Origin of the sequence: Cohnella yongneupensis, assembly GCF_042655785.1 — a bacterium.
GTDB lineage: Bacteria > Bacillota > Bacilli > Paenibacillales > Paenibacillaceae > Cohnella > Cohnella yongneupensis.
The window spans coordinates 63,009-84,541 of record NZ_JBHSNC010000038.1 but is presented as its reverse complement, the minus strand read 5'-3'; the positions used below and the strand labels follow the sequence as shown (position 1 = coordinate 84,541).

Sequence of the window (21,533 nt, the reverse complement as noted above, 5' to 3'; positions counted from 1 at the left end):
ATACTTAACCTTTAATAAACTCGGATTTGCTTCGGAACCGATAGCCCGCTCCCCATACGGTTTCGATATATTGCGGGTCGCCCGAATCCTCCTCGATCTTTTCCCTTAGTTTACGGACATGGACGGTGACCGTCTGAGTGTCGCCCATCGCGTCTATGCCCCATATGCGCTCGAACAATTGGTCTTTGCTGAACACGCGGTTCGGGTGGATCGCCAGAAAATGAAGCAGATCGAACTCCTTCATCGTAAGAGCGATTTCCTCGTTGTTCAAATAAACCCGGCGCGATTCGGAGTCGATCCGCAAGCCGTGAATATGCACCTCGTTAGTAACTGGCTTGGTACCTATGAGGCGCTCGTAGCGCGTCAGATGGGCTTTGACCCGCGCGACGAGCTCGGCCGGTTTGAACGGCTTCATAATATAGTCGTCCGCTCCGAGTCCAAGTCCTCGAATCATATCGATATCTTCCCGTTTGGCGGTGACCATCAGAATCGGGATGTTGCGCTTCTCGCGGATTTGCCGGCAAACTTCGAACCCGTTTAACTTCGGAAGCATCAGATCGAGCAGGACGAGGTCGTAATTGCCTGCCAGCGCCTTCTCCACTCCGATCTCCCCGTTCTCGGCGATATCCGCGCGATAGCCGTTGATTTCCAAATAATCTCTCTGCAGCTCGGCAATGCTCGGCTCGTCTTCCACGATCAGTATCGTCTTCATTGGCTGTGCGCTCCTTCTCTCTGAATCGGCAAGATGACTACGATCGTCGTGCCTTGTCCTTCTTTGCTTTCCGCGCGAATATCGCCGCCGTGGCCTTCCATGATCTGCTTCGCGATCGCCAGACCGAGACCGCTGCCGCCGGTATCCGCGTTCCGGGATTGCTCCGCGCGATAAAACCGGTCGAACACGAAAGGCAACGCTTCCGCATCGATTCCGGGCCCATTGTCTTGGATTTCCAGCCGCAGCTGATCTCCGGAGTCCTTCGCCCGGACTTGAATGACCTTATCTTCGTTAAGCATATATTTCAGGCTGTTCTGTATGACGTTCGTGAGCACTCGCTTCAGCTTGTCGCGATCGACGTTAACGATGCCCCCCGTGCCAATCCTAAGCTCCGTCAACAACTTAACGCCTTGTTTCTCCAACTCGAATTGCAGCTCCTCCGTCCAATCCTGCAGCAACGCCAAAATCGGAACGTGCTCGAACGCGAACGGAACGCGCTTCAAATCGAGCTTCGAGTAAAGAAACAACTCGTCGATCAGACGATCCATCTCCTCGGCTTTGGCCGCGATCGTGCGCATATATTTCTCGGTTTTCTCCGGGGAATCCGCTACCCCTTCCATGATACCGTCGACGTACCCTTTGATCGCAGTAATAGGCGTCTTAAGATCGTGCGAAATGTTCGAGACGAGCTCTTTGCGATTCGCTTCGTATTGCGTTTGCAGCCGTAGAGAGTGCTGAAGCTGGTAACGCATTTCCTCGAAGGCTACGCCCAATTGACCGATTTCGTCTTTTCTGCCTATTTCCACTTGAAAATCCAAATCCCCCTCTTTGATCTGCTTAGCGGCAGCGCGCAGCCTGCGCAGCGGACGAATGATGCTCTTCGACATCAGATAAGTTAGGAGAGTATGCGTAATAATTAAGATGACAAGCAGAACGACGAGCATGCTAGGCACGTATTTGCGCGCGTAATAGACGAGCGGATCGACTTTTTTGAGCAAGAACAAGCTGCCGTGCTGTTGCGCAGAGGTCAGGAAGTCGAACTGGAACACCGAATAGAACTCGTTCCCGAACGAGCGGGTCGACAGATCGTGACGGTATCCGCTGCGTTCGAATGGCATTAAGCCCGAGAGTAACGCCGGATTGTCCTTCACTTGATCCGGAACGTACTTCAATTGGTCGTCTAAGCGTACGATAATGTAGCTGTTTCTAGCTTTCAATTCTTCGCTTACGTCGTTCAAATAGGCGTTATCGGTAAGCAACTCCGGATTTTGCGAGATCGTATTTTTAAGCAAATAATGGTAATCGGCGTGCTCGAATCCTTCGACCTGCGTCTCGTAAAGGTTGCTCAAATTTTGCAAGTCGCCCCGGAAAACGAACAGCAAAGAAAGCACGGTCACGAGCATAAGCACGAGCGGCATAACCAGCATCGCCGCGTAGGAAATGAGCAACTTCATCCGAATCGACATCTTACAAACCGCTCCCATTCACCGTTCTTCGATCAAACATAATGGATCCATGCGAAAAAAACAATAATAGAGTCCGATCGCCCCGAACAAGGCGGCACTAGCCGCAAAAGGAAGCGCGATGCTGCCGATCCCGGTCAGCCAGCTTCCGATCAAGGGACCGACCACTATGCCCATCCCCTCTACCGTCGAGAAGATCCCCCATCCCGTCCCCTGCGATTCCTTAGGAATATGTTGCGCCATTAGCGCGTTCCAAGCCGGCAGTAAGCCCGCATAGGATACGCCCATCATGATCGCGGCGACTTCGACGGAAAGGAAAGAACGCGCGAACAATAACCCAAACAGCGCTAACGAGAATATTCCGAAGCCGCTCGCAAGAAACCACTTGCTGTTCGTGCGATCGTACCATTTGCCCATCGGGACGAGGGAAGCGACGGCGAATGACCCGCCTGTAAGAATAACAAGGGAAAACTGCGAATGGGATAAGCCTAGCCGATCGACGGCAAACGTTGTCAAGAAAGGAACGAGCATGCCGGCCGCCATCGTCTGCAGCACCATTCCCGGCAGCAGCGCTTTCGATTGCTTAAGCCTGTCCCACAATTGTTCGAGCTGCTTGCGGATCGGGACGTTGTTCAACGCTACCGTTCTTACCGGTTCGCGGCCTTTGCCGACGAGCAGCCAACCGCCGACGAACATGACGGCGAATAGCAAGCTGGACGCGTGATAGCCGTAATCGAGCATGAAGTTGACGACGAGCGGTCCTAGCCCGAGACCCGCAAGCCAGAACACGTACAACATACCCATCTGTTCCGCTCGTTTCTCTTCGCTGATTTGGCTTAAGCAAACTATCCATACCGGGGAGAAGCCGAGGCCAAGCAAGCCGGACGCAATTAACAATATCCATGGAGAATGATACGCGACGAGAAGGACGATCCCCGCCAGCGCGATCACGAACCCGACGTGAAGTACGATTTTGGCCGAGAACCGGTCCAGCAGCAACCCGGCGATCCCTTTGACCAGGTTATCCGTCAAATAATGGACCGATACGGCCGTGCCGATTACGGTTAACGAAATGCCCCAACGATCTACGGCGAAAGTAGGAAGCAACGAAATGAGGAAGGCTCCGCGTACCCATTCCATTAAAAACAGCAACACCGCGTTCCTTGGGAACGACATCCGCCTGCCAGTTAGCAGTTGCTTTAAGTTAGCCATGAACGACCTGTCTTTCTTCCGCAGATGACGCACGCTGCCGAACGTTCTTGAACTGCTCTACGAATTGCAAAACTTCCGTGACGACAGAAGCTCCCGCGTCTAGCCCGCACAGTCGACGAATCGCGTTGCCCATCCGGGTTCTATATGCGTCTTCTTCCAGCCGGTGCAGATGATCGGCCAACTCGTCCGTCGTACGGGCGATAAGCAGAGCGCCGCTTTTGGCTAACGATGTCGCATTCCCTTCCTCCTGCCCAGGCAGCGGACGATACACGATAACGGGGAGCGCCAGCGCCGATGCTTCCGTAAGCGTAATGCCTCCGGCTTTCGTGATCAGGCACGAAGACGCCGACATAAGCTCCTCCATGTCGTTGACGTAGCCGAACACGCGTACTCGGCCTTCCTGGCGATAATCGTGGATCAGCCGGTCTTGCAGCTTGCGGTTTTTGCCGCACACGAGCAATACGTCCGCATTGGACTGCTTCAGCACCGTATGAAGCAATTGACGAAGGTTGGACAATACGCCATAAGCGCCGGCAACCAGCAGCACGTAATTTTTGCCGGATTCCAGCCCGTATTTTTGTTCGATCTCGCATTTATTTAAAGGTTTGCGGAACGATTCCCTGATCGGAATGCCGCTCACCGAAATCCGACTTCCGTTTACTCCTTCTTGCATCATCATGGCTTTCACTTCGTCGGTCGCTACGAAGTATCGATCGGTTCCCGGATGCATCCAGCGGTTATGCGGAACGTAATCGGTAAGCACGGTAAAAGTCGGAACGTTGAGCTTGGCCTCTTGATTCAACTGGGACACGGCCAGAAACGGGAACGTATGAATGACGGCATCCGGCTTTAACCGATCGGCGAGCTCGAGCATTTTACGCTTGCCGAGTCCATGAAGCCAGCCGTACATCGCCGCGTCCGGCTTTGACTTATTCATCCAATGATAGCTTAATCCGTACATCCTCGGATAATAGACGGTGCTCTTCAAGTAAGCGAAGCGGGATATCGCGTTCAAGAACGGATGGGATTCCGCGAACAGGTCCACCATATGAACCCGATGATAGCCTAATGAGGCGAAACGTTGTTTCAATGCGTTGGCCACTTGCAAGTGACCGTCTCCGAAAGTGGAATAAACAATGAGAATGCTTGGATCTCGGATCATAATTCGCTCTCCTTCCATGGCCTTACGGATAGACGACATAATGAAGCAGCAAGCTGACCAGAACGCCGAATACGGCGCCGGCAACGACTTCTATCGGGCGATGGCCTAACATTTCTTTAAGGACGTTAACTTCTTTGCCTTGCTGTAATTCGGCAGGATGGGATCTTAAAATCCGATTAATGAACGTTGCGTGAATGCCCGCGTGCCGGCGGATCCCCGCCGCGTCGTACATCGTAATGACGCCGACGACGACGGCGATCGCGAAGACCGACGATGTTACTCCGTCCATCATGCCGATTGCCGCGGCGAGCGAAGCGACGCCTGCCGAGTGGGAGCTTGGCATGCCGCCGGTGCTGAAGCCCCGTTCGGCGTTCCAGCTTTTGCTGACGATCCAATGCAAAGGAACTTTGACGGCTTGGGCCAGTACGATCGACGTGAAAGCTGCGATTAGAGCGAAGTTAGGTAAGATGGCTGTCATGGAGAACTCCTTTTGTCGCATAATCGGGATTGAATACGTAACGTCTGCATGAAGTAACGATACGCCCCAATCGTAAATAGAAAGTGAAGCAATTCTTAAATGATTATGAACTACTCCGAATGCATTGCAGCCTTCCAGTATCCCCCCTATACTTAGATCGATCTATGACTCTATGGAAATCGAAAGGATACGATCCGATGCGCCGACCGGTACGCTGCCTTACACAACTTGCATGTCTCTCTTCTCTTGCGCTTGTCTCTTGGAACGGTTCCGCTGCCGCGGCAACCGTTAACCCAAAGCCGACTATGCCAAAGGTAGACCACATCGTTATCGTCGTCGAGGAGAACCACTCGCTCAAAGAAATTTTCGGCAACAAGAACGCGCCCTATATGAACCGACTCATGCACGACGGCGCCAACCTCGTGAACCATTTCGCGATCGAGCATCCTAGCCAACCCAATTACTTGGGCTTGTTCTCGGGTTCGAATCAAGGCGTCAAAGACGATAAGCCGAGCCACGCGTTCAAAACCGATAATTTGGCGGCTCAGCTCATTAAGAAGCACTATACGTTCGGAGGATATTCCGAAGGCTTGCCCAAAGTCGGCTTTACGGGACCGTATGACTTGAAAACGAACTACGCGAGAAAACACAATCCATGGGTGAATTTTACGAACGTGCCGGCTAAGTTGAATATGCCGTTGTCCAGCTTCCCGAGCGATTACAGTAAATTGCCGACCGTCTCGTTCGTCATTCCGAACATGGACCACGACATTCACGACGGCACCATCAAAGAAGCGGACGACTGGCTCAAGCTGCATCTGTCCGGTTACGTGGAATGGGCCAAGAAGCATAATAGCCTGCTCATTCTCACTTGGGACGAGGACGACCGAAGCCAGAAAAACAAAATTCCGACGACGTTCGTCGGACCGATGGTCAAAAAAGGCGAGTACAAACAGCAGTCCGACCATTACGACGTGTTGCGCACGATCGAAGACCTTTACGGCCTTCCGGCGCTCGGACATGCCAAAGAAGCTCGGTTCCTTCAAATTTGGAATCCTGTTAATAAATAATTAAGAAACGGATGATAACGTATAAAGAAAAGAGAAAGTGACTGATACTATTTGAACGACAACTTGTTTCAACTGCTGAATCGGATGGCCGGTCATTACGATTGGATCGACGATTTCATGGAATTTTGCGCCCAGGACATTGTCCTGATCATGATCGCGGTCATAGCCTGCCTCTGGCTCACCGGCAAAGAAAGCTTTCAAAAATCGGCGTTCTTCGCCTGCTTGACCGCCGCCGTCTCGCTCTTGATCGGCAGCTTGATCATTTCGCCCGCCGTCGATCATCCAAGGCCGTTCGTGGCTCACCAAGTCACCCAATTGATCGCGCACGCGCCGGACGCTTCCTTTCCGAGCGATCATGCGACGTTTGCTTTCTCGCTGGCTTTTGCTATTTGGTTCACGAATCGGAGGCTCGGCGTCGCGCTACTGGCTTTGTCCGTGTTGACGGGCATCGCGAGAGTGTACGTCGGCGTCCATTATCCGGCGGATATCGCTGGTGCGATCGTGCTCTCGTTCGTCGTCGGCTTCCTTGTTCATAAACTAAGCGGCATCCTTAATTTCCTTCCGATGATCCCCATTCGAATCTATCGGAAAATCGCGGATAAGCTCACGTTCTTGCCGCGTGCCCAATAAACCGCAAAACGACCTTTCCTCAAAGAAAGGTCGTTTTTGCGTAAGGAGTTTCTATGCGTACAAACAAGCTTCCGTTTCTATTCGGCGCGTTAGTCGTCATGGCCATGCTCAGCATGGTGCCGAACAATTCCTATAATGACCCTGACACGTTTTGGCATATCGAGCTTGGCCGATATATGCTCCAGCATCATATGGTACTACATCACGCCATTCATACCTACGCAGGCAGCGCGCTCCCGTATATTCCGCACGAGTTCGGCTTCCAAATCGTAATCGCCTTGCTCTATAACGCGTTCGGCTGGCCGGGCATTTTTATACTGACCTCATCGTCCCTCTACTTCCTCATCTGGGGATTGTACCGTCTCGCCGCCGTTTCGCGTAAAGAGCTAAGGTACGATGAGCCTCCGGCGCTCGTCGTCGCGATCGTTATCGCGGTCGCCATTTGCGTTTACTATTACTATTTCACCAGCAGGCCCCAGATGATTTCGTCGGGTTTAATCGTATGGTTTTTCGTGTTTTTGCGCGAATATCGCATGAGCGGCAAAGTCAAAACCGTCGCGCTTCTCATTCTGCTCTCCGTACTTATCGCGAACGTTCACGCCGGCGTATGGCCTGTTGTGGCGGTGTTCACAGGAATGGCCGCGTTGGAGGAAATCGCCGAGAAACGGCTGACCAAGAAGCGCCTAGCCGCATTCGTCGCCGTCAGCGTATCCGGGCTATTCAACGTCGGCGGTTGGCGGAGCATCCTGTACATATTGACCGTGACCCAGCACCATTTCAACTTGCTCATCAACGAATGGAAGCCGATTCAATTCACGAGCTTCGACAACTTGCCTCGTCTAATCGCGCTTTTGTTCTTCGCGGCGATCTTGCCCTATTCCATCCATAAGAAGCTGTTCCGAACGTTTGTCATGCTCGGCGTGCTCTATCTTGGCGTTTCCAATTACAAACAAAATTTGTTCCTCTGGTTATTCATCCCCTATTTCGCCGCTACCGCGGTTGAAGCCGTTCCGAAGCTTCGGGTAATGCAATTTCGAATCGGGCAACGGAGTTTTCTCGCATGCGCGGCAAGCGGGCTTATTTTACTGACGGCGTACGCTTCCATACATCCCACTACGATTAATGCCGTTAAGTATCCTGTGGAAGAAATGACCTATGTGCTCCAGCAAACTCCCGCGGGCGATCGTCCAAAGGTGATGGCGCATTACGGATCTTCCGGTTATGTCATGTATAGAGGCGGCGATGTGTTAACCGACGGCAGGCAAGATCCGTTCATTACGGACGCATCACGCGGCGCATTGGGTTGGACGGCGTTCGAGCGGTCTATGTACGGTTTCTCCGATCGATTGCCGGACATCGTACGCGCCGACAAACCCGATTATCTCCTAGCGAGAAGCACCGAATCGCGCACTTTGCTTGACGACTGGGCTAAGCGATACGGAGCTCCCGTATTTAAAGGCAAGTACGGCAGCGTTTTTCGTATTTCACCCTCGCAGTAACTTTAAGCAGAGCAAAACCAAAAAAGAAGAAGCCCATTACGGACTTCTTCTTTCGACGGTGGTTGATCGTGGAAGTCTCGTCACACCTCGCGACAATGGATCACTCGGGTAAATCCTGTGTTCAGAGATACTCTGCAGCACAACCCCTCGCTTCCTAGGCTAAGCGTTAGATATAATCCTCCTGTAGCCCTTGCACCACATGGCCCAATGGAACCACACCTCTCTTACACCGTCCTCGATATTGTGCTTGTCGGGTGCCGAAATTATACAAGCAAATCCCCCAAATCTAACGTTAACGAATCCAATGCATTACCGATCTTCACGCCCGCCGAGTTTCCCGCCGTTTGCGCGGCCGGTACCATGGATAACTGCGCGGCCACGATCCGATGTCCTGGATTGTCCCGAGCTATACGAATTAACCCGTTACTAACCTCATCGACATATTGTTCCTTCTTGCCTTGCATGATCAATTCGAACGTTCCAGGCAATACTATCGATTCCGCTTGGAGCGTCCGGCCGTTATTTTCGAACAGCCTTCTCGCTTGGTTCATCGTACCTTCTACCGTATTAGGATTCGTAAATACGAACAAGTTCGACTTCATAGGTTTTAAGCGCATTAGCGATAAGTTCGATATTCGTATAATGGGCATGGAAGCAACCGATTCTTTTCATCTTGTCACTCCCCCTTCTTCAATGGTTTTACCTTATATACTAGATTATATAAGATTTCTCTGTAACGGACAAACTCGAATTCTTTGAGCGGACTAGGATAGCTCATCAGCTTAAGCGGCAAATCGGAATGCCCTTGCTGCAATGGAGGTTGCCTATAATCGAATGGATTCAGATGAAATCCCAATCGTTTATAAAAGCTCACCCTTCTAATCGCTATTTGCGTATCCGGCGGCTCTACTTCCAGCACGACAGGCGTTGAGCATTCCCCCATATATGCCCGCATCATCTTCCCGCCTATACCGCCGCCCCTGATGTCTGGGTCGACGGCCAAATGCTCCACGAACCGCAGCGAAGGAAATTCCCAAGCGGCAATAAAAGAGATCAACCTGTCGTTAGAGTCCGTCTCCGCTTCGAGGCGGTAATGCGGATCGGACAGTAACGCCTTCTGTCCGTCGTAGGTTCTCCGCTCGCTCTCTGGAAAAGATGCTTTCATGATCGCGTACGCTTGATCGAATAAATTGTTTTTCATGATGATATGCTCCCGCGACTTCCGCTTTATTTCGTTATGATGTCCCGGCAATAGCCGCCTCAAGCTTAACGTTCTCCGCATATGATTTATGGCAAACCCCTATTCTTCCGAACCGAGGAGTTGTTGATCATAAAGTCCGCGCGAGTCCACATTGTAAGCAAATGGCTGAAGACGATCGCGATTAGGAAAGACTCGAACGTGCGCAGGCTAGTTCCGGAAACCCGCAGGTTCGACAGGAATACTCTTCGCGCCATGCTTAATCGTTATGGGATGGTCTACGTCAAACCGGTGTCCGGCACTTACGGGAACGGCGTTATGCGCGTGGAACAATCCGGCGGCTCGTATGCTTACCAATCGGGAGAAACGAAACGGAAGTTCGGCGCCTACGACTCCCTCTATCGATCCATCCTGATTCACAAACGTAAAAGGCCGTACTTAGTTCAAAGAGGAATCCGGTTGTTAAAGTACAAAGGACGAAGGTTCGATATACGGGTCATGGTTCAGCGCAATCCACGGCGAAATTGGGAAACGACCGGCATCATCGGGAGAGTCGCCCATCCGAAAAAAATCGTTACGAATTATCATAGCGGGGGCAAGCCGACGGCTATTCGGACATTGTTGCAATCGTACGTATCGGGCAACAGTCTATCCCAAATCGAGTATCGGCTGTCCAAGGCCGGATTGGATGCCGCCAACGCGCTTAGCCGTACTTACCCGGGAGTCAATATGGTGGGAGCCGACATCGGCCTCGATGCCTCATTTCATCCTTGGATCATCGAACTTAACACGATGCCGGACCCCTATTTGTTCAGGCATTTGAAGGACAAAAGCATTTCGCGCAAAGTATTGCGCTACGCGAGAGCTTTAAGAAGAATTCCTCCGGCTAGGCTGAGGAAATCGAAAGCCTTAGTTAAAAAGCGTAAAGCCCGTTAATAGGTTGGGCTTTACGCTTCTTTATGGGTTTGCTTTTAGCTTGGCGTATTTTTGTTCCCTGCTATCCCAACGCTGGCCGACAATCATTGCTCCGACCGTAGGGAAAATAAGAAGTCTTGCGACGAAGTAAGTAATCGTTAATTTGCCGTTATGGATCAATTCGGGAATTGTGATTAATAACGTGGTGATCATCCCGATGTACAATACGCCGTACTTTAAAATATAGCTCCGCTTGCCTCTCTGGCGCGTCTTTTCCCATCGCTCTATAAATTTGCTCATGATAGTCCTCAGCTCTCTGCTCTATTACTAACCTACCTATTTTAACTCGTTTTTCTTCGTTTTACTATGGAAGCGACTACGGCGATAACAAGTACGATCGCAGCGCCCGCTAGAAGCCATTGCGATACATCGGTTGTTGAAGATTCTTCGTCCGACGTCTGCGTGCTGATCTCTGGAGTAGCCGACGCGGATTGCCCAGTCTGTGCGGTAGCAACCGGTGCCGACGGAGTCGGCGTCGTCTTGCTAGACTGCTCGGACGGCTGAACGCTCGGAGATGCGGATGGCGTCGGAGACGGATCCGGGATTTTGACTTCCAGCGGATAGTCTCCGCTAGCTGGGTGACCGTCGGCGCTTATGATTTTCCAACGGACGGTATAAGCCCCGTTCTGAAGCGGGGTTTCGAATACGGCCGTCATCGTTTTGCCTTTAACCGTCGTCTCTTGAATCGGCTGTTCTTCTCCTGCTTCGTTCGTAACCGTAACATGACTTACCGGTTCTATCGCTTCGTTGAAGGTTAACGTTAACCTTGCGACCTCGGTATCAACCTTTGATCCGGGCGTAGTCGATACGAGCTTCGAATGAGCGGATACGGCTGGCGCTAACAGTAACGACAGCATTAGGCACACGATTATAACAGAAGATTTAAGGATATTTTTATTCATCGCAACACTCGTCCTTTCCATTAGCCACTACGATAACACAATTACGGGTCGTCCGCATGACTCTATCGAGCCATTAAAGGCTATAGCCGCTACCGCGGCATTGGCAAGCGCATATGCTCTAAGACAAATACCTAATTTTTAGACGGAAAGGAGCTGCACGCAAGACTATGAAAATCGACGTGGTCATTCCGGCCATCGACAAAGATCTGGGCACGCTTCCCCATGCGATAGACAGCGTCAGGAAACACGTAGCGCATCCGATCGGACGCATTTATGTCGTAGCCCCGGGCAGCGAAGCGATCAAAGCGCTTTGCAAACGCAAAGGCTGCACGTTCGTCCATGAACGGACGGTCCTCCCCCTGAGCAAGAAACAGATCGTATATCGTTCCAAGCGCTGGGAACGTTCGGGTTGGTTATACCAGCAGCTGCTCAAGCTCGCCAGCAGTTCCTTCGTCGGTCAGCGGCATTATTTGGTGCTCGACGCCGATACGGTGCTTATTCGGTCGCATCGTTTTTTCGCAAATGGCAAATACGTCTTTTACTGCCGCGGCTGGAGCCAGCCGGAGTATTTCGTCACCTATCGCAAGCTGCTCGGGAAAAAGGCGATTCGGCCGCGCTCCTTCGTTACCCACTACATGATGTTCGACAAAACGAGATTGAGCGCGCTAAAGCGGACGATTGAAGCCAGGCACGGAACGAGATGGTACAAAGCGATCATCGGCAGCATCAACCGCGCCAAGCAATACGGGTTTTCCGAATACGAAACGTACGGCAACTATATGTATTCGGTCAGTCCGGGCAAAGTCAGCTTAAGAAGCGCCCAAAACAAAAGTCTGCACTCGAGTCCCTCGAAACTCACTCCCGCCAAACGGCAAAACCTGGCGCGTAGATTCCGCTCGCTGTCTTTCCACAAACGCAGAGTTTACGTTCGGAGCGTCAGTAAATAACGACTAACGAGCTGATTCTGAACCTAAACCCGCCCACAAGCGGGTTTATTGGTTTGCCGCGAATGGGGTACCCTATTGTAATTACCTATTGGAGGGATATTCCAATGAAGTCGCGCTGGAGACGATGGACAAGCGTTACCATTCCATTCAAGCAAAACACGGCCTTGCACGTTATGAGCATCGCCTTTTTCGTCTATTTCTGGATTATGGCGATCTCGCCGACGAAACGGTCGCAATGGTTCGCGGAATGTGTTCCTCTGTTGGCGATTATCGTCGTGTTGACGATCATGTATAGGCGGTATCGCTTTTCGAATCTTTCTTACCTCATGCTGCTCGTTTTTTTCAGCCTGCACGTCGTCGCTGCGCACTTTACGTATGAAGGCACGCCGTTCGACCATTGGTTAAAACACTCGTTTCATACGAAAAGAAGCTACTACGACCGGGTCGTCCATCTGTTCTTCGGCTTGCTCGCCTATTATCCGCTTCGCGAATTTTTGATCGGCAAAATGAAGCTTCACGTGTTTTGGTCCTACGCGTTGCCGGTCGTTTTCATTATGGGCCTTAGCGGATTGTTCGAGATCCTCGAAATGTTGGCCGCATCGGTCGCCGGTAAAGGAGGCGAAGCCCGTTTCGTCGGCATGCAAGGCGATATCTTCGATACGCAAAAAGACATGGAGCTAGCGCTCGCGGGCGGAATCGTCGCGTCTTTAGCCCATTTTCTGCTTAGAAGGAACCATTCCGACCCGTGACAATATCCTATAGACGAATGACCATTCGAGTGGAGGCGAGACAATGGATCGCGGATTTTTTCCTGGCGGCGGCTTTGGCGGACATGGCGGGGGTTTCGGAGGAGGTTTCGGACGCCCCTTCTTCCGTCCGTTCGCTCATCCTTTCTTCCCTAACCGGTTTTTATTTCCTGGGTTTTTCTTCTCCCCGTTCTTCTTTCCGTTCTTCCGGGACGAAAGCGGGAACGACATGTTATTCGCGCAACACCAAGCGAAGCCTGGCGATACGTTAGCTTCCGTGTGCCATGCCTACAACATTCCGCAAGCGATAATGGAGGAAGCCAATCCCCAACTAACGAACCCGAACCAATTGAAGCCCGGAGAGATCGTCAACGTCCCACGCATTTCCAATATGATGTGCAATAAAACATATGCGGAAATGCCGGCTACGGCGGCGCAGACGGCGCAAATGGCTCAACCCAGAGCTTATTGAAGAACGAAAGAGCAAAGGCGCTCCGAGCTGCCTTTGCTCTTTTGACGTTGCTCTATTATTCTGAGGCTTCAAGCTCGCACTGCTCGAGCTTTAATACTTTCGTCTTGTATTTCCACTTGTATCCGAGCCATAAAACGAGGAAGAACGGTATACCGACATATGAGGCGAATAAGAACATCCAGTCTACCTGGCCGTCCGAGAACGCGCTAATGCTTTGACCGATAATGACGATCATGCACATTACGCCTGCCAGGATCGGTCCTACCGGGAACCACTTGGAGCGATACGGGAGATCCTCCAGTCTTCTTCCTTGCCCGACGTAGGCTTTTCGGAAACGGTAATGGCTGATCGCGATTCCTAGCCATGCGATGAACCCGGACATTCCCGATGCGTTGAGCAGCCAGATGTACACTTGACCGTCTCCGAAGAAGGATGCCAGGAAAGCGAACATGCCTACCGCCGCGGTTGCGAGCAAAGCATTGACGGGAATGCCTCTCTTATTCAATGTCGCGAAAAGCTTCGGCGCTTTGCCTTCTTTCGCCAACACCCATAACATACGGGTGGATGCGTACATCCCGGAGTTGCCGGCGGACAGAACCGAAGTCAGAATGACGGCGTTCATGACGGAAGCGGCAACGCTCAAGCCCGCCTTCTCGAAAATAATCGTGAACGGACTAGCCGCAACGCTATCGCTGGCTAGCGTGTCCGTCGTGAACGGGATCAGCATCCCGACGACGAAGATGGCGAAGATGTAAAACAATAGAATTCTCCAGAATACGCTGCGGATCGCGCGAGGAACGTTTTGCCGAGGGTTCTCGGACTCGCCCGCCGCGATACCGACAAGCTCCGTGCCTTGGAAGGAGAAGCCCGCGGCCATGCATACGCCGAGTACGGCAAGCCATCCGCCCGAAATCGGTGCATCGCCTGCGGTGAAATTCCGGAATCCGACCGCGTCTCCGTTCCAAATTCCGACGATCATAAGCAAGCCGATCCCGATGAATACGATAACGGTTACGATCTTGATCATGGCGAACCAATATTCGGATTCGCCGTAGCTTTTCACCGACAATAAGTTCAGACCGACCATTAAAGCAAGGAATAACGCGCTCCATAAGTACGACGGACTGTCAGGCAACCAGAACTTGATAATGAGCGTCGCCGCGGACAGCTCGGCGGCGATCGTGATAGCCCAGTTATACCAGTAGTTCCACCCTAACGCGAAGCCGAGGGAAGGATCTACGAATTTCGTCGCGTAAGTGCTGAACGTTCCGGATACGGGCATGTAGGTCGCCATCTCTCCGAGACTAGTAACGAGGAAATACACCATAATGCCGATAACGGCGTAAGCTAATAGCGCGCCGCCAGGCCCTGCGTCGTGAATCGCTCCTCCGCTGGCAAGGAACAACCCTGTTCCGATCGATCCGCCGAGCGAAATCATCGTCATGTGGCGCGATTTCAAACCTCTGCGTAGTTGATTCTCTTTCACTTGTAAGACTCTCCCTTGTGTGAACGTTTCTCTATATGCGTTGCATACGTCCTGAAAACGTAAAAAAGCCGCCTAAGCTTGATAATAAGCAAGGCAGCTTCGACTCCCTCATTTATCCCGGATCAAGATAGCACAACATACTGCCTTGGATAGAGCAGCATGACAGTTCCGTTCCTTATCGGATACGGCCCCAGCCATCGCGGTCAGTAAAACCGGTCGGCTTCGGCGATGGTGCCTTTTCGTCGGAATCCTCAGTCTTTACTGGACTTCCTCCGACGTACTAATCAACATCGCGACCTCTACCTCATCTAGATGGATGAGGGTTAGTATTCAGTTGGATATAACTTTAACTATATTAATTAGTTAGACGGAATTACGCAATGGGAATTGGAGGCAGATCGCTTTCCGTATGAACCTGTGGCTAAGTAGCTAGTACTTCGACGGCCACCGGCGATAACGCCTTCGTTCGGTCGATGTAAAGGAAGGCATCGTAACGCTTCGCTATCCGGCTCGGCACGTAATTCCCCCGCTCGCGCTCAGGGTGATAGACGACGCCGATCGCTCTATGGCCGAATAGGTAATCGGCAAGCAAGGTCTCGTCTTTATCGAACAGAAGCAGTTTGTCGTCCGCCCCTATGCGGTGAAGGATTTCTTCCCAGCTATTCGCAATCGCGGGCGGAACTTTCATCTCCTTAAGCGGTTCTCCCCAAGCTCTGGCGGCAATAACGGTGCCCTCGTACGTACCGAATCCGACGGCGTATACTTTATCCCCATGCTTTTCGCGAAGCAACTGACCGACATTCAGCATGCCGTCTTCCGCCATATCCGTCGCCCTAGCGTCTCCGATATGGGTGTTGTGTTCCCATACGACCGCGCGAGCACCTTCGCCGTGAAACGCCATCAGCTTCTCCAGCGCTTCGACCATGTGGCGATCCCGGACATTCCACGACTCGGCGTCATGTCGAATCATCGTACGGTAATAGGCTTCCGCTCCTTTGATCGCCATCGCGTTCAGCTCGGCGCTGAGGGCGTTCTCCCGATCTTCCGGCGCGCTTGCCTTCCACTTATCCTGAAGCTTGCGAAGCAGCTCCACGACCTCATCCTCGCAGCATTCGCCATAGAACGAAGCCGATATGCCGTACCGTTGCTCGTCGCCGCCGAACGGCTCGAAGCACTCGAACGCACGCTTGGCGGCTTCAAGATCCCCGTCATCCTTCGTACCCAAATACCGCAAAATTTCATTCATCGATTCCCACAGACTGTACACGTCGATACCGTAAAAGCCGACCTTCTCGTCCTCCGCGAGCCCTGCGTTATATTCCCGTAGCCACTCGGCGAATTCGGCGATTTCTCGGTTCGCCCAGATCCAAGTCGGCCAACGGTTGAAATCCTGCAGCGCCTCTCGCGCGTCAGTGCCGGTATCGACATACCCTTTTACATATCGGTTCAACGTGTAACACGACGGCCAATCGCCTTCCACGGCTATAAATTTGAAGCCATGCTCGGCGATCAGGCGTTTGGACAACGCGGCGCGATGCGTATAAAATTCCGACGTTCCGTGCGAGGCCTCGCCTAGCAAGACGTAATTAGCGGCTTTAGCTCGATCGACGAGAAGTTGTTCGTCTGCCCGATCCTTGTAAGGCTTAACAAGCTGCCGAACGTTGTCCATTATCGCGTTTTGATCCATAACCGTTACCCCTCTCGAATTTCATAGAGCGGTAACATTGTGCGCCTATTCCGGTGAAATTAGACTCACTTTATCGCCTAGTCGTATCGGTCCTGGCTTCACAACGGACGCGTACACGCCGAAATGCAAGTTAAACTCCTCGTTCACTTTGCGAAGCAGCGAAGGATCTTTCTCCAGCGTATCGGGGTCCATCGTAATGACGACGCAACGTTCGCAGAACTGATCGACTTGCAGCTCCGTTTCGCCGATCGCTAGCTTGCGTCCGATCCAATCGCCTTCGAAGGTCGTTTCGTCGTTAACCGTTACTACGAAGTTTCCGCGGAACCGGCGCTGGTCCAGCGCTTTGCCCCACATCGCCTCTAACTTGCGCATCGTGGCATCCGTGACGAGCAAAATACTCGAGCCATCCACCGATAATAGTTGCGGATGCTCAGGCTGAGGATGCGGATCCTTCAGCCCGGACATCGTAATCGGAGTCTTAGTCTGACTTTGAATTTCCTTATGTAACTCCTCGTCCCAGCCGAACGTCCGTCCGTCCGCCGCCGTAACGTGAATATCCTCGTCCTCGAACCGCGCTTGATAGGTTAGCATGTTCGGGATATTTCTGCAGGTGATATACTTCCACCAACCTTCTTTGGACTCGTCGTAAAAGGTGGCGAATCGATCGCCCAGCATGCCATACGGTTCGAGCACGCACTCCTCCAAGCTTTCTCCGCCGAACGACTTGATCGGATATCGGTTAATTTTGCTTATTTCGCCTAAGGTTACCTGTTGCATGCCATAACTCCTCCGTCTGTCTGCGCTTTCGATGCATGACCTTATTTTACCTGATATAGGACCGGATTCAACCTATCGCGCCAATGCTCCGGAATAATCGATCGCGGCAAAGGGGAAAACAGATAACAGACACAAGGCTAGGAAATGGTTGCCAAGCGGAGGTTACGCATGAACGAAGTGAAAAACAAGTTGTCGATTATCGCTCTCGGCGGCGTTAACGAAATCGGCAAAAACATGTACGTCGTCCAGTACGACGACGATCTCATCGTCATCGATTGCGGCTCGAAGTTTCCCGACGAGAGCTTGCTCGGCATCGATCTGATCATTCCAGACATTAGCTACTTGCTCGAAAATAAAAGCAAAGTCCGAGGCTTGGTCGTTACGCATGGTCACGAGGATCATATTGGCGGCATTCCCTATGTTATCCGGCAATTGAACATGCCTATTTACGCTACGCGCCTGACGCTAGGTTTAATAAAAGGGAAGCTCAAGGAGCACGGCTTGTTAGGCTCGACGACGTTACATCAGATCGATTCGGAATCGAGGCTCGTGCTTGGCTCCGTGCCTTTGACCTTCTTCAGCACGAACCACAGCATTCCCGACTGCTTAGGCATCGTCCTCCATACTCCGCAAGGCAACGTCGTGCATACCGGCGATTTTAAGTTCGATTTGACGCCTGTGAACGATCAATTCGCGGATATTCACAAAATGGCGGCGATCGGGGCAAACGGCGTACTCGCTTTGCTATCCGAGAGCACAAACGCCGAACGGCCGGGCTTTACGCCTTCGGAACGGTTAGTCGGCGAGCATATCCAAGAAGCGTTCATTAACGCCGAAGGCAAAATTTTCATAACGACGTTCGCGTCCAACGTACATAGGCTTCAGCAAATTATCGATGCCGCCAGAAGAACGAACCGTAAAATCGTCGCACTCGGAAGAAGCATGGTTAACGTAATCGACATCGCTTCATCCCTCGGTTACTTGAACGTTCCGTCGAACATGCAGCTCGAAATCGGCGAGATCGGCCAATACAAACGGCACGAGCTCGTCATTATGTGCACGGGAAGCCAAGGCGAACCGATGGCCGCGCTAGGCCGCATCGCTAGCGGCAATCACCGGCAAGTCGAAGTGTTGCCGGGAGACACGGTTATTTTCGCTTCCTCCCCTATTCCGGGTAACGAACGCAACGTGGCTCGGATCGTCGATAACCTGTTCGTCAGAAAAGCTAAAGTCATCTATGGATCGGGCACGGTAACGGGCATGCACGTATCGGGTCATGCGAGCCAAGAAGAACTGAAGCTCATGCTCACTTTGATGAAGCCGCAGTACTTCATTCCTATCCACGGGGAGTATCGGATGCTCCATCTGCATCGGTTGTTAGCCGAAGCCGTCGGAGTTAAAGCAAGCGATATTTTCATCGTCAACAACGGAGACGTCGTCGATATTATCGGTTCGGAAGCTTTTCAGGAGCGGAAAGTCGCAAGCGGCAATACGTTCGTGGACGGTCTCGGCATCGGCGACGTCGGGAACATCGTCCTGCGCGACCGCAAAGTGCTGTCGGAGGATGGCATCCTCATAATCGTATTAACGCTGGCCAAATCGGACAACAAGATCGTATCGGGGCCGGACATCGTATCGCGGGGATTCGTATTCGTCAAAGAGTCCGAAGGCTTGATGGAAGAAGTCCATCGTATCGTGAGCCTGGAAGTCGAACAGTTGCAGCAGGACGAGACCCGTACGAACGGGCTCTGGGGCATTTACAAGCAGACGATCAAAGAAGCCGTAGGCAAATTCGTCTACACGACGACCAAGCGCAGACCGATGATTTTGCCGATCATTATTCAGGTGTAGCGTGTAACTCGTTGCAGAGGGTATCTTCCGATGCATCGCCAAAAAAGACCCGGATCGTTGCCGCCTTAGGCATCGATTTCCGGGTCTTCCTTATTCGCATGAGATAGATTAGCGGGATTTGGAAATTTCGAGCACTTTATCGTCGTATGCGGCTTCGATCGAAGCGAACGTCGTCTGAACTTCCTCGATAAGCTTCGCGATATCGTCCTCATGGTAGCGCGAGCTGAAGTGCGTGACGACAAGCCGCTTCGCGTTCGCCTTCGCCGCGATTTGCGCAGCTTGCAAGAAGGTCGAATGGCCGTACGTCGCCGCCTTCTCCTCCATGCCCGTGGCGAAAGTCGCCTCGTGGACGAGCAAATCGGCGTCTTGTCCGAGCAAGACGGCGTTATCGCACGGACACGTATCGCCTAAGATCGTGATGACTCTACCCGTTGCCGACGGCCCGACGACATCGAGAGAACGGATCGTCTGCCCGTCCGGCAGCGTGACGTCCTCTCCTCTCTTGAGCTTGCCGTACATCGGGCCGAGCGGCACACCTAACGCGATCAGCTTGGCCAGATCGAGCGGACCGGGCTGCGGCTGTTCGACGATCCGATAACCGAAGCAAGGAACGCGGTGCTCCAGCTCGGCGGCTACAATGCGAACTCTGTGATCTTCGTAGATGACCCCGGCTTCGATCTCGTTAATTTCAAGCTCGTAATTCAAATGCGCTCCGCTATGTTCGAATACGCCCTCGATGTACGAGCGAAGTCCTTTCGGTCCGTACAATCCGAGCTTGCTGGCGCCTTCGAAGTACGTCCGGCTGCTAAGCAATCCCGGCAAGCCGTAAAGATGGTCGCCGTGCATATGGGTGATGAAGATGCGATCGAGCTTATTCAATTTCAGCTTGCTTCCGAGCAAGCGGTGCTGGGTAGCCTCTCCGACGTCGAACAGCATAAACCCGTTATGCGGCTCGGCTAGAGCTAGCGCTACGGATGTGACGTTGCGGGTTTTGGAAGGTCTTCCCGCCCCCGTGCCCAGGAAGGTGAGTTGCATGACGGTTCACCGCCTCCGTTCTAGATGCGCATTCGATCGCAATGAGGAGTAGATTTCCCCGCCTATTCGAATCGATACGTATAGAACCGTTCCGTTCCGAATCGTTCGAGCATTTGCTCATCCCGATTGCCTTCCGTGCCGACCATGCTGACGATCTGGAACTGGGAACGATGAGCGCTAATAGATGCCATCTTCTGCGTCATGTATCGTTTAACGTCATTAACGATATCCGGTTTACCGAGCGCCTCTTCATGTCCGTTTGCGAATGCAATGCAATGAACGGGCGGCCTCACGCTCGCCTCCATCCGTCCGACCGTCCGAACGACGGCGGCTCCCGTCGCGTCGTGATCGGGATGCACCGCAAAGCCCGGATAGAACGTAACGATTAACGAAGGCTGAACTTCTTTTATGATCGCTTCGATTTTGGCGTCTAGCGCGTCATGGTCTTCGAACTCGATCGTTTTATCGTGAAATCCGAGCAATCTTAAATCTTGAATGCCGATCGCCTTGCAAGACTCCTCGAGCTCCTGCTTACGGATGCTCGGTAACGTTATTCTGTTGGCGAATGGCGGATTCCCCATATTCCGTGCCATCTCTCCAAGCGTCAAGCATGCGTAAGTGACCTGGGTACCGCGTTCTATTTGCATCGCCAGCGTGCCGGCCAATCCGAACGCTTCATCGTCAGGATGGGGCAATACGACGAGAATATGTTTTTCCATCGGTTACATCTCCCTATTGTTTATGACTTTTATAGGCGTTGATCGCTTAGAACGGCGATTTTCCTAATTGCAGCGCGACGACTAGTTTCCCTTGACCGTCATGCCCCGCCAAAATAAGCCGATCCTTCTCGGTCTCATCGTAATGAGTGAGCCCTTCCGAATACACCCAACCGTGCGGAAGCTTCAAGCCGACGCGGTACGGGCTTTTATCCGTAATCGATCCGTGCTCGTAACGTACGATCGCGTTAGAGATAAACGTCGCCGCCGGATGTTTGGAGCTATCGAAGTGGGAGGTGTACGCACCCGTCGTCATTTCGAGATGGATATAAAGATCTTGATCGCTGAGGCGATCGATGAGTTGCTGAACTTCGGTTTTGTCGATGAGTTTCAAGTGATTCGCTCCTTTATCGCGATATAGAATCAATGCGGATTTTATTCTTGCCCTCTAGTGTACCATACTCCTCCGCAGGTTCCACCTACGCTGACGGAAACCGGAATCCTCAGGCGTATCT

General features: G+C 52.3%; 23 protein-coding genes and 1 riboswitch. Of the genes, 8 read left to right on the top strand and 15 right to left on the bottom strand.

Annotation, left to right across the window (positions count from 1 at the left end):
- Positions 1–4: 4 nt before the first annotated feature.
- From ACFPQ4_RS12525 to ACFPQ4_RS12505, 5 genes are read right to left on the bottom strand one after another with little or no spacing between them, the layout of a single operon-like run.
- Positions 5–712 carry a response regulator transcription factor gene (locus ACFPQ4_RS12525; protein WP_378112194.1) on the bottom strand — a complete coding sequence of 236 codons (708 nt, stop codon included), beginning with the start codon at positions 710–712 and terminating at the stop codon, positions 5–7.
- The gene (locus ACFPQ4_RS12520) at positions 709–2,178 is read right to left on the bottom strand and encodes a sensor histidine kinase (RefSeq protein ID WP_378112193.1); all 1,470 of its coding nucleotides are present in this window, start codon (positions 2,176–2,178) and stop codon (positions 709–711) included. The genes ACFPQ4_RS12525 and ACFPQ4_RS12520 overlap by 4 nt, the downstream gene beginning before the upstream one ends.
- An 18-nt stretch (positions 2,179–2,196) precedes the next feature.
- Complete coding sequence (locus ACFPQ4_RS12515) at positions 2,197–3,387, bottom strand: MFS transporter (RefSeq protein ID WP_378112192.1); 1,191 nt, start codon at positions 3,385–3,387, stop codon at positions 2,197–2,199.
- Positions 3,380–4,549, bottom strand: coding sequence for an MGDG synthase family glycosyltransferase (locus ACFPQ4_RS12510; protein WP_378112191.1), 1,170 nt, complete (start codon positions 4,547–4,549; stop codon positions 3,380–3,382). The genes ACFPQ4_RS12515 and ACFPQ4_RS12510 overlap by 8 nt, the downstream gene beginning before the upstream one ends.
- A 22-nt stretch (positions 4,550–4,571) precedes the next feature.
- A complete protein-coding gene (locus tag ACFPQ4_RS12505) occupies positions 4,572–5,027 on the bottom strand; it encodes a divergent PAP2 family protein (protein ID WP_378112190.1) in 456 nt (151 codons plus the stop codon).
- A 197-nt stretch (positions 5,028–5,224) separates the two neighbouring features.
- On the opposite strand from ACFPQ4_RS12505, the gene ACFPQ4_RS12500 reads away from it, so the two are divergent.
- Genes ACFPQ4_RS12500 through ACFPQ4_RS12490 form a run of 3 tightly spaced genes read left to right on the top strand, consistent with a single transcriptional unit; the run spans position 5,225 to position 8,226 of the window.
- The gene (locus ACFPQ4_RS12500; RefSeq protein WP_378112188.1) at positions 5,225–6,097 is read left to right on the top strand and encodes an alkaline phosphatase family protein; all 873 of its coding nucleotides are present in this window, start codon (positions 5,225–5,227) and stop codon (positions 6,095–6,097) included.
- 51 nt (positions 6,098–6,148) lie between these two features.
- Entirely contained in the window at positions 6,149–6,727 is a 579-nt protein-coding gene (locus ACFPQ4_RS12495) for an undecaprenyl-diphosphatase (protein WP_378112187.1), read from the top strand.
- 53 nt (positions 6,728–6,780) lie between these two features.
- Positions 6,781–8,226: a hypothetical protein gene (locus ACFPQ4_RS12490; RefSeq protein WP_378112186.1), complete on the top strand. Its 1,446-nt coding sequence runs from the start codon at positions 6,781–6,783 to the stop codon at positions 8,224–8,226.
- Between the two features lie 263 nt (positions 8,227–8,489).
- On the opposite strand, the gene ACFPQ4_RS12485 is transcribed toward ACFPQ4_RS12490, so the two are convergent.
- Positions 8,490–8,828: a hypothetical protein gene (locus ACFPQ4_RS12485; RefSeq protein ID WP_378112185.1), complete on the bottom strand. Its 339-nt coding sequence runs from the start codon at positions 8,826–8,828 to the stop codon at positions 8,490–8,492.
- 74 nt (positions 8,829–8,902) lie between these two features.
- Positions 8,903–9,427: a GNAT family N-acetyltransferase gene (locus ACFPQ4_RS12480; RefSeq protein WP_378112184.1), complete on the bottom strand. Its 525-nt coding sequence runs from the start codon at positions 9,425–9,427 to the stop codon at positions 8,903–8,905.
- Between the two features lie 123 nt (positions 9,428–9,550).
- Here ACFPQ4_RS12480 and ACFPQ4_RS12475 point away from each other — a divergent pair, with 123 nt between their 5' ends.
- Positions 9,551–10,360 carry a YheC/YheD family protein gene (locus ACFPQ4_RS12475; RefSeq protein WP_378112183.1) on the top strand — a complete coding sequence of 270 codons (810 nt, stop codon included), beginning with the start codon at positions 9,551–9,553 and terminating at the stop codon, positions 10,358–10,360.
- A gap of 21 nt (positions 10,361–10,381) precedes the next feature.
- Here ACFPQ4_RS12475 and ACFPQ4_RS12470 read toward each other — a convergent pair whose 3' ends face one another.
- Positions 10,382–10,639: a hypothetical protein gene (locus tag ACFPQ4_RS12470; RefSeq protein WP_378112182.1), complete on the bottom strand. Its 258-nt coding sequence runs from the start codon at positions 10,637–10,639 to the stop codon at positions 10,382–10,384.
- A gap of 41 nt (positions 10,640–10,680) precedes the next feature.
- Positions 10,681–11,301: a copper resistance CopC family protein gene (locus tag ACFPQ4_RS12465; protein ID WP_378112181.1), complete on the bottom strand. Its 621-nt coding sequence runs from the start codon at positions 11,299–11,301 to the stop codon at positions 10,681–10,683.
- A gap of 167 nt (positions 11,302–11,468) precedes the next feature.
- Here ACFPQ4_RS12465 and ACFPQ4_RS12460 point away from each other — a divergent pair, with 167 nt between their 5' ends.
- The 3 genes from ACFPQ4_RS12460 to ACFPQ4_RS12450 all read left to right on the top strand — a co-directional run bounded on the left by ACFPQ4_RS12460 (position 11,469) and on the right by ACFPQ4_RS12450 (position 13,466).
- A complete protein-coding gene (locus ACFPQ4_RS12460) occupies positions 11,469–12,248 on the top strand; it encodes a DUF6492 family protein (protein WP_378112180.1) in 780 nt (259 codons plus the stop codon).
- Positions 12,249–12,352: 104 nt separating this feature from the next.
- Complete coding sequence (locus tag ACFPQ4_RS12455; protein WP_378112179.1) at positions 12,353–12,997, top strand: DUF2238 domain-containing protein; 645 nt, start codon at positions 12,353–12,355, stop codon at positions 12,995–12,997.
- A 43-nt stretch (positions 12,998–13,040) separates the two neighbouring features.
- The gene (locus ACFPQ4_RS12450) at positions 13,041–13,466 is read left to right on the top strand and encodes a LysM peptidoglycan-binding domain-containing protein (protein WP_377110540.1); all 426 of its coding nucleotides are present in this window, start codon (positions 13,041–13,043) and stop codon (positions 13,464–13,466) included.
- Positions 13,467–13,521: 55 nt separating this feature from the next.
- Here the strand turns inward: ACFPQ4_RS12450 and ACFPQ4_RS12445 are convergent, their stop codons facing one another.
- The 3 genes from ACFPQ4_RS12445 to ACFPQ4_RS12435 form a co-directional block, all read right to left on the bottom strand.
- Positions 13,522–14,910: an amino acid permease gene (locus ACFPQ4_RS12445; RefSeq protein WP_378112247.1), complete on the bottom strand. Its 1,389-nt coding sequence runs from the start codon at positions 14,908–14,910 to the stop codon at positions 13,522–13,524.
- Positions 14,911–15,072: 162 nt separating this feature from the next.
- A riboswitch (Lysine riboswitch) is annotated at positions 15,073–15,262 on the bottom strand.
- A gap of 111 nt (positions 15,263–15,373) precedes the next feature.
- Complete coding sequence (locus ACFPQ4_RS12440; RefSeq protein WP_378112178.1) at positions 15,374–16,639, bottom strand: erythromycin esterase family protein; 1,266 nt, start codon at positions 16,637–16,639, stop codon at positions 15,374–15,376.
- 45 nt (positions 16,640–16,684) lie between these two features.
- Positions 16,685–17,416: an MOSC domain-containing protein gene (locus ACFPQ4_RS12435; RefSeq protein ID WP_378112177.1), complete on the bottom strand. Its 732-nt coding sequence runs from the start codon at positions 17,414–17,416 to the stop codon at positions 16,685–16,687.
- A 168-nt stretch (positions 17,417–17,584) separates the two neighbouring features.
- Here ACFPQ4_RS12435 and ACFPQ4_RS12430 point away from each other — a divergent pair, with 168 nt between their 5' ends.
- Complete coding sequence (locus ACFPQ4_RS12430) at positions 17,585–19,267, top strand: ribonuclease J (RefSeq protein ID WP_378112176.1); 1,683 nt, start codon at positions 17,585–17,587, stop codon at positions 19,265–19,267.
- 108 nt (positions 19,268–19,375) lie between these two features.
- Here the strand turns inward: ACFPQ4_RS12430 and rnz are convergent, their stop codons facing one another.
- The 3 genes from rnz to ACFPQ4_RS12415 form a co-directional block, all read right to left on the bottom strand.
- Positions 19,376–20,302 carry a ribonuclease Z gene (gene rnz, locus ACFPQ4_RS12425; protein WP_378112174.1) on the bottom strand — a complete coding sequence of 309 codons (927 nt, stop codon included), beginning with the start codon at positions 20,300–20,302 and terminating at the stop codon, positions 19,376–19,378.
- A gap of 62 nt (positions 20,303–20,364) precedes the next feature.
- Complete coding sequence (gene bshB2 / locus ACFPQ4_RS12420) at positions 20,365–21,021, bottom strand: bacillithiol biosynthesis deacetylase BshB2 (RefSeq protein ID WP_378112173.1); 657 nt, start codon at positions 21,019–21,021, stop codon at positions 20,365–20,367.
- A 46-nt stretch (positions 21,022–21,067) separates the two neighbouring features.
- Positions 21,068–21,412, bottom strand: coding sequence for a YojF family protein (locus ACFPQ4_RS12415; protein WP_378112172.1), 345 nt, complete (start codon positions 21,410–21,412; stop codon positions 21,068–21,070).
- Positions 21,413–21,533 lie beyond the last annotated feature (121 nt).